At 40.2% G+C, this 11529-nt stretch carries 10 protein-coding genes and 1 rRNA gene; 10 read left to right on the top strand and 1 reads right to left on the bottom strand.

From position 1 onward, the window contains the following. The first annotated feature begins 14 nt into the window (after positions 1 to 14). From rrf to ACTW1R_RS09095, 5 genes are all read left to right on the top strand, one after another. Positions 15 to 130, top strand: a 5S ribosomal RNA gene (rrf, locus tag ACTW1R_RS09115). A 139-nt stretch (positions 131 to 269) separates the two neighbouring features. Continuing rightward, positions 270 to 1181 carry a hypothetical protein gene (locus ACTW1R_RS09110; protein WP_005226241.1) on the top strand — a complete coding sequence of 304 codons (912 nt, stop codon included), beginning with the start codon at positions 270 to 272 and terminating at the stop codon, positions 1179 to 1181. Continuing rightward, positions 1153 to 2214, top strand: a complete 1062-nt coding sequence (locus ACTW1R_RS09105; protein WP_142964972.1) for a hypothetical protein — start codon at positions 1153 to 1155, stop codon at positions 2212 to 2214. Before ACTW1R_RS09110 ends, ACTW1R_RS09105 begins: the two co-directional genes overlap by 29 nt. A gap of 73 nt (positions 2215 to 2287) precedes the next feature. Then, entirely contained in the window at positions 2288 to 3295 is a 1008-nt protein-coding gene (locus ACTW1R_RS09100; protein ID WP_128432742.1) for a zinc-binding alcohol dehydrogenase family protein, read from the top strand. Further along, positions 3296 to 4009: a methyltransferase domain-containing protein gene (locus tag ACTW1R_RS09095; protein WP_118215821.1), complete on the top strand. Its 714-nt coding sequence runs from the start codon at positions 3296 to 3298 to the stop codon at positions 4007 to 4009. 132 nt (positions 4010 to 4141) lie between these two features. Here the strand turns inward: ACTW1R_RS09095 and ACTW1R_RS09090 are convergent, their stop codons facing one another. Then, positions 4142 to 5245, bottom strand: a complete 1104-nt coding sequence (locus ACTW1R_RS09090; RefSeq protein ID WP_034857379.1) for an SLC13 family permease — start codon at positions 5243 to 5245, stop codon at positions 4142 to 4144. 162 nt (positions 5246 to 5407) lie between these two features. On the opposite strand from ACTW1R_RS09090, the gene ACTW1R_RS09085 reads away from it, so the two are divergent. From ACTW1R_RS09085 to ACTW1R_RS09065, 5 genes are all read left to right on the top strand, one after another. Continuing rightward, positions 5408 to 6877 carry an AcpB/EbpR/MafR family transcriptional regulator gene (locus tag ACTW1R_RS09085; protein ID WP_010748448.1) on the top strand — a complete coding sequence of 490 codons (1470 nt, stop codon included), beginning with the start codon at positions 5408 to 5410 and terminating at the stop codon, positions 6875 to 6877. Then, positions 6874 to 8238 (top strand): FAD-dependent oxidoreductase, encoded by a 1365-nt coding sequence (locus ACTW1R_RS09080; RefSeq protein ID WP_005226235.1) that lies wholly within the window; start codon positions 6874 to 6876, stop codon positions 8236 to 8238. Before ACTW1R_RS09085 ends, ACTW1R_RS09080 begins: the two co-directional genes overlap by 4 nt. A gap of 639 nt (positions 8239 to 8877) precedes the next feature. Beyond that, positions 8878 to 9828, top strand: coding sequence for an ABC transporter permease (locus ACTW1R_RS09075; RefSeq protein WP_074933634.1), 951 nt, complete (start codon positions 8878 to 8880; stop codon positions 9826 to 9828). Then, positions 9825 to 10769 (top strand): iron chelate uptake ABC transporter family permease subunit, encoded by a 945-nt coding sequence (locus tag ACTW1R_RS09070; protein ID WP_005236195.1) that lies wholly within the window; start codon positions 9825 to 9827, stop codon positions 10767 to 10769. Before ACTW1R_RS09075 ends, ACTW1R_RS09070 begins: the two co-directional genes overlap by 4 nt. Further along, positions 10766 to 11524 (top strand): iron ABC transporter ATP-binding protein, encoded by a 759-nt coding sequence (locus ACTW1R_RS09065; protein WP_005226231.1) that lies wholly within the window; start codon positions 10766 to 10768, stop codon positions 11522 to 11524. Before ACTW1R_RS09070 ends, ACTW1R_RS09065 begins: the two co-directional genes overlap by 4 nt. Positions 11525 to 11529: the final 5 nt, after the last annotated feature.

The raw sequence follows: 11529 nt of genomic DNA, 5'->3' as shown, positions 1-11529 counted from the left end.
ACTCAATTGAATAGTGTGGTGGCGATAGCAAGAAGGATACACCTGTAACCATGCCGAACACAGAAGTTAAGCTTCTTAGCGCCGATTGTAGTGAAGGGTTTCCCTTTGTGAGAGTAGGACGTCGCCACGCAGTCAAACACATGTCTTCACTGACATGTGTTTTTTTGTTATTACAATGATGTATCATTTTTCTAAAAACAATCACTTAAAATAACTTTTTATGGAAAAAAATGATACACTAGTAGTGAAGTATTTTTAGGAGGGATCATATGACTGACGATGCCAAAAAAGAACAAAAATTTGTTCAAGATCAAGACGTTGTTTCAGTTTCAACGAATGAAGAAGTATCCTTTGGCGATATCAAACAAGTCGCCTCAAAAAATATCGGTCAGATGCTGCAAGACCTGCAAGATTTTGAAGTAGCGATCGAAAAAGAGGATATTCCTGAAATTTATCGTATATATAATGGTCGATTGCATAAACAGCTAAAAGAAACATCAAATCAAAATCATGAGATTGACGAATTACTATCAAGAAAGTTCCATGATAACTTCACCCAAACATTTCCTTTCATGATGCATTGTGCCAAAATATCTCCTACCGTGCATTACTATAAGTTAGGGACCTATTATCATGAGCGAGCGACGATTGGTATCGATGCGAGCATTCCAGAAATTTTTGTTATCCCTGAGATAGACGAAGAATGGGAGAAGTTTCAACGAGGCGATCGTGAGATGCTGACAGCCATCGAACAACAGATGGATAAGCTGGAAGCCAAACGGATCACTGCCCTATCAGAAGTAAAGGAAATCCAAAATCAGATCGATAAGCTTACGGCATCTGTAAATGAATTGAGTGAGTCAAAGGGCTTTTTCAATCGGACAAAAATCGATGAAGAACTAGAGCAGTTGACTTCTGAGCGAAAAGCATTAGAAGCCAAACGTCGGGAATGGGAAAGATATTCAAATAATGACGAAGAGGTTTTTGCTGAAAAAGAGCGTCTGCAACAGCAATACCAAACATTGCGCTTAAAGAAAGCAATCGTGGAAAAAGAATTCCGTCAAATTGATACCTTTTTTGGATCATTTGATGAATTTACGGCAAAAATAATGGCTTTCTTAGCTCACTATACTGGAAAGGAGCTGACTGAAGTTGACGAAAGAAACGCAGACGAATCCTGAGGAATCACAGCTGCTGGAGCAGGAACCGACTCTAGAGGTCCAAACAGAAGGAGCTAATGAAGTCGAGGAAAACGTACCAACAAATGCGACGGACTTAGTGAATGACGGTCCTTTAGTAGAAGATAGTGGAAATGTAGTGGATGATTCTTTTGATTCAGCAAAAGAAGAAACTGACTACGAAGATGATTATTATGCTGTAAAAGCGCAAGATCACCAACGAATCGAATCGCTTATTGAGCAAGCCGAAAACGAACTAGCTGATTTAAAATTGAGAAAATCAATTATGGAAGCTGATTTTTCTGGATTGCTTGCTCATTACCGCCAGTTGATTTTAACAGATCAAGATATTTCGGTGATCGCCAAAAAGACATTGCTTGAATACTATGCCTATGAATTCTTGAAACCATTAAAAACGATTCATCTAACTGCTACTGATAACTATGACACATGGAAGACAAAGCATTTCAATGTCCGTTTTCGTTTAACAGAAACAAAGGAGCTCGAGTTTAGTTTCAAACTTAATCCAGTCAATTCTACGTATCAATCTAATTATTTGCCGTTGTTGACTATCAATTCAAACTCCCAGTCGGTGGTTGTCAATGATGAACAGATTTTGCATTTAATCAGTCAATGGCATGCGGAGAATATTTTCTCGGTCAATCAGCTTTCGCTCTTTAATTATGATGTCAACTTGGTATTGGCGCATTTAAAAGAATTAGGCTTTACGGTTTCACCAAGCTTGATCGACAATACCCAAACATTGGCTGTCGATATGGAGACGGACTTTGCTGTTGCAGCAGAAGTTCTCGATCAAATTTTCATTATTACAATGGAGAATCAGCAATATGATTTTATCACAGAAAACAAAGGCGAAATTCTTGTTTTACTTGATAAAAATCAACGATTGACGATTCATTTGTATACAGAGTCCACTTTACTAACGATTGATTCAGATCAATGGAAGCGATCCTTATTAGATTTCTTCACAAGCTATCCATTTTTGGTTCCGCTTGTCGTGGAAGGTGAGGAATAAATGTTCTAAATTCATTAAAAGTGCTAGAATGGTTTTTATAACTATTCAGCACTTTTTTTTTGGAAGGAGCAGTATGATGAAAAACAAAGCACTAGGTTTTTATGAAGGACGATCTTTAGATGAGTCAAATGTATTTATTGAAAAGGAAATTCCGATACCCAATTGCCAAGCAAATGATTTATTGGTGGAAGTACAGGCAGTTTCGGTCAATCCAATCGATACAAAAAGACGGCAAATGACTGCTTTAAGTGAAGCGTTCCAGATCCAAGGGTATGACGCCGTTGGGATCGTTAAAGAAATCGGCTCAGCAGTTAATGGCTTTGCCGTTGGTGATCGGGTGTTTTATGCTGGAACCACACAACGACCTGGTGCGAATCAAAGGTTCCAAACAGTTGATTCTCGGATCGCAGCAAAGGCACCAGCCGGCTTTTCTGATGGCGATCTTGCAGCTATGCCATTAACGAGTATTACAGCGTGGGAATTGCTTTTTGAAAAATTTGGGTACGTGCCTGAAGAAAACGCGAATGAAGGATCGATTTTATTGGTCAATGCCAGCGGTGGTGTTGGCTCAATTGCGGCGCAACTAGCAAAATGGGCAGGATTGACAGTCTATGGCACTGCGAGTCCTAAGAACGATCAGTGGCTTAAAAACAATCAAGTGGATCAAGTACTTAATCATCGCTTGCCGTTGGCTGAACAAATCACTGAGCCTTTTTCAGCTGTTGCAATTTTTTATGACGCCTCGGCCTATTTGCCACAATTAACGAAAGCAATTTTGCCGTTTGGCAAAGTCGGAATGATCGTGAATACGAAAGAAGCGCTAGATTTAAATCCATTTAAAAACCTCGGCATCGATTTTTATTGGGAGTATATGTTCGCAAAAACAGATGCTCAGTTGATGATTGAAACACAAGGGAGCATTTTGCAACGGATCGCCTCGTTACTCGCTGACAAAAAGATCCATACGACTGCGGTCCAAACGTTTGATGGAGGAATTACCATCGAGACCTTAAAGCTCGCTACAAAAGCGGTTGAGCGAGGAACGAAAGGAAAGACAGTGATCACTGGAGGCGTCCGCTAGATGGAAGAAGAGGAAGCGATGCTGTTTTGGGATGAATTTGCCCAAGAATATGCACAGATTCAAAGAGAATCCCAATTGAAAATTGCCGAAGAGGTAGCAGCTTTTTTGGTGGAGCAGAAAGTGTTCCCGATATCGGCCTTCGTTGACTTTGCTGCGGGGACTGGCCGCTACATTTCAGCATTTTATCCTTATGTAGATGAGTATTACGCAATTGATTTTTCAAAAGAAATGTTAAAAATCATTGAAAAAACGACGGAAGATCCGATGAACAAGCTCCATCTGGTTCAGCAGAGCCAAAAAGACTTTTTATCTGCAGACCAGCACTGGCCCTGTATTTTTATGGCAATGAATCCAGCAGTCAGAGACAAAGAAGCATTGCTTCAGTTTCAAAAAAAGGCCCATCAATTGATTATTCTAAGAATGATCGCAGAAGAAGAAAACGTGTTTCAGCCTTATGAAAAAAATCTTTCAGCGAAGAATGACCTGAACTTAAACACTTGGTACAAGAAGTGGTTTTCAGAAGAAGCGATCGATTGGCAGAGTCGGCAATTCGAGTATATTTTGAAGGAAGAGATCGATCAAGAAATATTTCATCTTTATTTTGAGGAGGAGTATTCATTGGAACAACGGCAACAAATGGTTCAACATGTCTTTGGTGAGGCATTGACTGTCGAAAGCCAAACGAAAATCACTTTTGAGCTTCTTTTAGCTTAAGTAAAATCACACAATGGGTATCAAAAAAACGAGATTCTGACATAAGATCAAGAAACAGGTACAGGAGCTAGGCTTCTTTTGGCTGCTGACTGGAAACATCTTATGCTGGAATCTCGTTTTACAGTGAATTTGCTACAATAGAAGGTATACGATGCTGCCTAATAACAGTAAAAAAACGATGTTGACGATAAAAAACAGCTTTTGAAACGTTCTCGCTTCTTTTGGTCTGGCTTGTTTCAATAATTTGTACCCAATCAAATTCGCCAAAGAAGCAATCAATGTACCCAAACCACCAACATTGACGCCCAAAAGAACGGCTTTTTCTAAATCGGTGAAAGGAGCAATCAAAATTGCTGCTGGAACGTTAGATATTCCTTGGGAGAGTAAAATACTACCTAAAAAAGCGCGATGCGTTTCTTGAAAATACGGTCGAATGTGATCGGTGACCAGAGATAGGTCTTGAATATTCCCGACGATCAAGAAGAAACAGAGAAAGGTAAGTAGTAACCGATAATCAACTTTTGCAAATAATCGTTTATTGCTAAACCAAACCACGGCTGCGACGACAAGCACGACGATTGAAATAGGGAGAACACTAAAAATACCAAGAATCATAAGGACAAATAATCCTGCATTAAGCAGCGCTGGCTTTTTTTCAAAGGGTTCTTCTTGCAGGGCGATTTCCAATGGAGTCTTTGGGATGAGCTGGATCGAAACAAGGAGTAATAGTAATGAAAGTCCCACAAAGGTGCCGGTAGTCCACATGAATTGTGGCAGCGAAATCTGATAGTAAGAAAATAAAAATAGATTTTGCGGATTTCCAAATGGAAACAGGCTGCTTCCTAAATTGGCTGCTACGATCAAATAGACAGCGCCTAATAAGACACTGGTGTGCTGTTGTTCTTTCCTCGTTAAGAGTAAATAGATGGGCAATAAAGTTAAGATAGCCACGTCATTTGTTAAAAACATCGAACTGAAGAAGCTTAGCAAGACGATTGCGCGGATCAAGTCACGCAGATTGCGACTTTTTTCCACTAATTTTTGTCCAAATGCTCGTAAAAGACCAGCTTCTTCTAACCCATTGATTACTAACATTAATCCAAACAGTGATAAAATCACTTTAAAGTCAATAAACGACCAACGGAAGGTGCCGAAAAAACACGCAATAAGTGCTAGTAGCAGGGAAATCGAAAATAATCGATCCGTTCGAAAAAATGCTAACATTCGTTTTCCCATAGTTCACCACCTTTCTTCTCAAGAATTTTACCATTCCTATGCTTTAGGAACAATAAATAACGCTTTTTCCATCGAACTCAAAGACATTCAGGCAATTTTTATAGTTGACAAACGACTCATTAATTGGGAAATTAGTATGTGAAAGGTGAAGGAGGTTCAAGAATGAATGTGATGCAGCTGCTTGAAAAAAATCAGCAGGTACATTTTCAAATTTTGGCTGTTTTTTTTCAGAATGGCTCAGAAGTCTCTTATAAAAAACTTGCAAAAACGTTATCCATTTCCGCGCCCACTTTGCAAAAAGAACTTCAAAATCTTCATCAAAATTTAGCTGCTTTCCATGAAGACGCAGCTTTGATCTATTCAGAAAATGATCAAGTGCAATTGGTATTGCCTCTTGATTTTTCCCTGAAGCAATTTTTTTATGCGTATCTTTCAGAAGCAATCGATTTTCAGATATTGTCGTATTTGTTTTTTCATCGAGATGAGTCAACGACGAAAATGATGTTAGAACTGATGTTGAGTGAAGCTTCATTGTTTCGTCGATTCAAAGCGATCAATCAGTTATTGAAAGAATTCGACATCCAATTAAAAAATAAAAAATTGATTGGGGATGAAAAACAGATTCGCTTTTTCTATTATCAGTTTTTTTCACAAAGTTATCCCAATGAAGAATTGATCGCTCGCTTGAATGCCCCAGCCATCAACAATTTGATTCGAGTCATTGAAAAACAGTTGCAGACAACGTTTAGTCAAGCAGAGCGTTGGAAAGTCGGGCTTTGGTTAGGCATTATGGAAGCCCGTTTTGATTATCGCGGCTCGCAACAGCATGAAGCCTCGTATCCATTGTTGAAGTCATTGGAAAATGAAGCGATGTTCCAGCTTTTGCGGAATATATTAGGGCGCTATCTCAGTCGTTTTGCCGTATCCTGGAGCGATTATGAAACGGTATATTTCTATTTATTTTTATTAGCTGAAGGCTTGATTCGCCCTTCACTGGATGACTCCTTGCAAAAATCACTTTTCTTCCAAGAGATCGATGCGTTAAATGGGGAGCTGCTGCAGGCCATTGGTGATAGTGAAAGAAAGACTACAGAAACTTCTACGGAATTACGCGTCTTCTTGACGAGTGTGACGATCCAAGCGTTGTATATTCATGGCGGCATTATTGCCTTTGCTGAATTTCAGCCGCAAAGTGTTGCGAATGAGAGCTTGATCGAAGTGGCACAGCAAGCAATCGAACAGTTGGAGAAAAACGTAAACCAGTCCTTTTCTCTTGAGAAAAAGCAGCATTTGACCAATGAATTGCTTTTGATCCGTCAATGGATTCAAGTAAAACAGGAAAAAGCATTTACAGTAGGCATTTTGCTGACTCAATCACGATTACGCAGTGGCTTTTTACGGCGCTTTTTGATCAAAGAATTGGCTGGCTATCCGAATATTCACTTCGATGGGACAAAGGAGAAGGACTATGATCTATTGATCGTTGATCATTCTGAGATCTCGGAAGGCTATCGTTATAAAAAACGATTGATTTTAACAGGTGGTGCAACCCCATTTGAAGAAGAGCGGCTTCATCAAATCGTGGATGAAATACGAAATGAGAACCTTGAAAGCGAGTTGGAAAAGATATGAGAATAGTGATTATTGGAGGCTCTCATGCAGGAATTGCTGCTGCCCGTCATTTAAAAAAAGTTGACCCAAAAGTCGATGTGATAATTATAGAAAAATCAAGCGTTCTTGGTTATGTTGCCAGCAGTTTGAATTTAGTACTGGAAGGTTACATTCAGCGTTTGGAAGATTCCAAAACGGCAACTGCCAGTGAACTTCTTTCAGAAGGAATCAATGTGATGCTAAACAGTGAAGTCACAAAAATCTTTCCGCAAGAACAAACGGTTCATTTTGTCACATCAACGGAATCTTATCAGCAAGAAGATGAAGTGAGTTATGATGGCTTGATTTTGGCGATGGGATCGAGTACTTTCCGTTCGGAGTTTGCTTCAGATGTCGAAGCACATATAACGACCTACAAAACCATTGGTCAATCAAAGCAAGCATTAGAAAAAATCGAGAATGCCCAAACCGTTGCGATCGTCGGCGCTGGTCTGATCGGGTTTGAATTAGCGGAATCTTTAAGCGGACAACAAAAAGCCGTTCATTTGATCGATCGCATGGATACGCTGTTGTTCCGTTATTTTGATCATGAAATTGCCAAAATTTTGATGGAACGCTTTCCTAAAAATTTGCAGATCTATCTTAACAGCAATGTCGCTCATACGATCAAAAATGAGAAAGGCGATTATCAAGGAATTGAGCTGTCAAATGGAACGAAAATTCAAGCTGACGTGGTCGTTTATGCTGTCAATCCACGTCCAAATGTCGCGTTAGTAGAAGATTTTCTAAAACTAAATCTGGATGGCACGGTATCGACAAATGAGTATTTGCAAACGTCTGACCCAGCGATTTATGCAATTGGGGATCTTGTTTCGATCCCATTTAATCATTCGGATAGCTCCTTGTATATTCCTTTAGTAACGAATGCTTACCGCACCGGGATCGTTGCTGCCACCAATTTATTGGCTAATGAACGGGGAACAACGAAAATTCCTTTTCCAAAAATGCAACGGACCGTCGTCAGTAAATTGTTTGGCTATTTCGTCAGCAGTTCAGGTATTAATGAGACCGAGGCACCGTATTACGGCTTTGAAGTAGATTCAGTGACGCAAACATTTCATTCTCGGACATTTTTCGCGACAGATGAGGATTTTGAAGTAACGTTAAAACTGATTTTTGATCAGCAAACGAAAGTGATCATGGGGGGACAAATCATTACGAGTGATCGTGGAAGTTTGGAGATCATCAATACGATCTCAACCTTGATCAATAGCAAGACGACCTTGCACCAATTAGCAACAATGGATTACTTTTTCAATCCAACCATCTCATTTCCACTGCACTTTTTGAATCAATTGGCCCTTGATGGCTTGTTAAAGTAAAATAGTAAGTCTTAATAAACCTGCGATGATCGCAGGTTTATTTTTGTGAATTGATGTTATTCTGGAGAAAATAGCGATGGCACGATGAAAGGTATCGCGTATTAAAACCAGGTGAGGTTCTGCTGAACTTTGATGTCAACTGGTATCGCTATCTTTTTGATGAAGAAACTCGTAAAAAATATGACGATGCTCGTTTTATGACTGAACGATTTTTGGTAAAGGATTGTTATCGGCAGACGAATGTTCCTTGGATGGACACGTTAGCTCATCAGTACTCTTTATCTGAAAAGCTACACCCAGCTTGGGATGAGCATGTGTGAACTACACAGAGGGTTCAACAGATTGAAACGAATGAACGTGTAAATGATTTGTTATTGAATGAAACTCAGAAGTTGAATCTAGCCTTCTCAAGTATTTATTTGATTTAAGCGATTAAATAGGCTCCGTTGAGAAAAAAAGACGTGCTCCCAGTCTTTTATTAGAGAAAAATATCACATAATCCCTTGCCTTCGCAGATTCGTTTTCACTGAAATTGCGTTGGTAAAGGGATTTTTTTAAAAAACTTCTTGTGATTTTAAGTGAAATACGTTACCCTATTAAAGAGAGTGAGAATCATTCTCAATAAGGAAGGGGCGGGGCATGTTGAAAAAAATCGGATTACTGCTGATCTTGATTCTTCTTGTGGGCTGTTCTTTACTGGTAGGTACCCATGAATTATCATTAAGTGGTTTACAGCAGGGTGATCCGAATCATTGGCTTGTTTTGGTAAAAGTTAGGCTCCCACGGACGATCAGTTTGATCATTGCAGGTGGAATCATTAGTTTATGTGGGAAAATCATGCAGCATATGATGCAAAATAAATTTGTGGCATCAGAGTCGATCGGGTTATCTGATAGTGCTCGTTTAGGAATTTTGCTAGTCATGCTTTTTCTGCCAAATGCTTCTAACTTGATTCGGACAACCGCAGCATTTGTGTTTGCTTATGCAGGTGTTTTGTTCTTTTTATTTTTAAGCCAATTTCTACCAAAGAAAGATCCAATGATGCTCCCTTTGACCGGGGTGATGTTCGGTAATATCATCGGTGCCATTAGCAGCTTCTTGGCCTACCGTTTCCAATTGGTTCAAAATGTCTCTTCTTGGCTACAAGGAAATTTCGCTACCATTATGGCTGGCCAGTATGAACTTTTGTATTTGACGATTCCAGTATTCGGTCTGTTGTATTTCCTAGCTTATGAGATCACGATTGCTGGTTTAGGAGAAAGTGCCGCCAAGAGTCTGGGGATCAATTATCTGTATTTACGCTTTGCTGTGTTCGCTCTGGTGGCGTTTGCCAGTAGTGTCGTTTTATTGACCGTTGGACAAATCCCTTTTCTGGGGATCGTTATCCCAAATATGATCGGCATGGTGTTTGGGGATCATTTGAAGAATAATCTACTGTTGATCAGCTTTGCTGGAAGTGCATTTTTACTTTTATGTGATGTATTGGCACGCATCGTGATTGCTCCGTATGAGATGCCCGTAAGTGTGGTTGCCGGTGTACTAGGTGGTTGCTGCTTCTTGATTTTGCTGCTGGGGAGGAAGTTTCAATGAAGAAAAAACTCTTTCTTTTGTTCTTTCTGATCCTTTGTGCCGCTACTGCCTATCTGACCTATAACACCTATGGTAATTGGTCATTTGCTTTTGCATTGCGGGGCCGTCGGATCTTCGCCTTTGCTCTGGTGGCAATCGCAATTTCCTTTAGTACGATCACCTTACAGACTGTTACGAGCAATCGCTATTTAACACCAGGAATCTTAGGCTTGGATCAACTATATGTCCTGGTTCAGACCCTGTGTTTCTTTTTTATTGGCGGGATCCAGATGCTAAGCCAAGAAACAGCAGCGATGTTTTTATTCTCTGTCAGTCTGACTGCCATTCTAGGAAGTTTATTGATCGGTTTTTTCTATCAAAAAGCCGTCAACGGATTGTTTTTGTTGTTGATGGCTGGAATGGTATGCGGCACGATGTTCAGTAGTCTGAGCACGTTTTTGCAAGTTTTGATGGACCCGAATGAATATGATTTACTGCAAGGACGCTTATTTGCTAGCTTTGGCAATATCAATACGCAACATCTCTTAATTGCTGCTGTGATCATTTTGATCGGTAGTAGCTGCCTGATTCTGTTGATTCCAGAATTGAATCTATTACATTTAGGAAGCGGGCAAGCCAAAAGTCTAGGCGTTCCTGTTCAATGGCTTCATAGAGGTATTTTATTTTTGATTGCGCTTCTGACAGGTACCGCTACGGCACTCGTAGGTCCAGCTGTTTTTCTCGGCTTTGTAGTGGCAACGATCACCTATCAGCTTTTTCCCACCTATCGCCATGGGTGGTTGTTTGCGGGTGGCAGCCTGATTGGTTTTCTCCTGTTAGTAGGAGGGCAGTTCTTAGTGGAACAAGTGTTTCAATGGCAAACGACCATTGGTACAGTGATTCAATTATTAGGTGGCGTCTTCTTTATAAGCAAATTGCTGCTGGAAAGGAAAAAATCATGATCGAAACAAAAAACGTATCCAAAAATTATGCGAAAACACAGGTGTTGACCGAGTGTTCTTTAGCATTACCTGAACAGAAAATGATTGCCTTTATCGGGCCAAATGGTGCGGGAAAAAGCACCTTACTCTCCTTGGTCAGTCGGATGCTGGACCAGAGAACTGGTGATATTTATTTAGATGGAACTGAGATTCGCCAATGGAAATCCAAAGAGCTAGCCAAAAAAATGGCTTTTTTGCAACAAAGCAATCGCTATGCAGTCAATCTGACTGTAAGAGAACTGGTGGCATTTGGTCGCTATCCTTATAACCGCGGGCGACAATCGGCAGCGGATGATAGGATCATTGATGATTCTTTAGCTAAGCTATCCCTTACCGAATACGCCGATCAATCGATTCATGAGCTTTCTGGTGGTCAGCTACAACGAGTTTACTTGGCGATGATCTTGGCTCAAGATACAGATTATCTGCTGTTGGACGAACCGTTAAACAATCTAGATTTGAAGCACGCCAACCAGCTGATGAAGCTATTGACCACCTTGGTGGAAGACTATCAGAAAACCGTTGTGATCGTTTTGCACGACATTAATTTTGCCGCTCGCTACGCCGATCACATCGTTGCCATGAAAGACGGTCAGATTTTTAAAGCGGCCGACACTGAGGCTGTGATCCAGGAGCAAGTGTTAGCATCATTATATGAGATTCCAATCAAACTGGTACAAGTGGATGGTCGGCAATTTTGCTATACCTTCCAATAAAATGT

It is taken from the genome of Enterococcus sp. R12 (assembly GCF_058135755.1).
The sequence above is the reverse complement of the archived record's forward strand: the minus strand, read 5'-3'. Positions and strand labels throughout refer to the sequence as shown.

Coding starts and splice junctions, on each gene's coding strand:
- ACTW1R_RS09110 (WP_005226241.1), top strand. CDS start 270: ATGACTGACGATGCCAAAAAAGAACAAAAATTTGTTCAAGATCAAGAC.
- ACTW1R_RS09100 (WP_128432742.1), top strand. CDS start 2,288: ATGATGAAAAACAAAGCACTAGGTTTTTATGAAGGACGATCTTTAGAT.
- ACTW1R_RS09095 (WP_118215821.1), top strand. CDS start 3,296: ATGGAAGAAGAGGAAGCGATGCTGTTTTGGGATGAATTTGCCCAAGAA.
- ACTW1R_RS09090 (WP_034857379.1), bottom strand. CDS start 5,245: ATGGGAAAACGAATGTTAGCATTTTTTCGAACGGATCGATTATTTTCG.
- ACTW1R_RS09085 (WP_010748448.1), top strand. CDS start 5,408: ATGAATGTGATGCAGCTGCTTGAAAAAAATCAGCAGGTACATTTTCAA.
- ACTW1R_RS09080 (WP_005226235.1), top strand. CDS start 6,874: ATGAGAATAGTGATTATTGGAGGCTCTCATGCAGGAATTGCTGCTGCC.
- ACTW1R_RS09075 (WP_074933634.1), top strand. CDS start 8,878: ATGTTGAAAAAAATCGGATTACTGCTGATCTTGATTCTTCTTGTGGGC.
- ACTW1R_RS09070 (WP_005236195.1), top strand. CDS start 9,825: ATGAAGAAAAAACTCTTTCTTTTGTTCTTTCTGATCCTTTGTGCCGCT.
- ACTW1R_RS09065 (WP_005226231.1), top strand. CDS start 10,766: ATGATCGAAACAAAAAACGTATCCAAAAATTATGCGAAAACACAGGTG.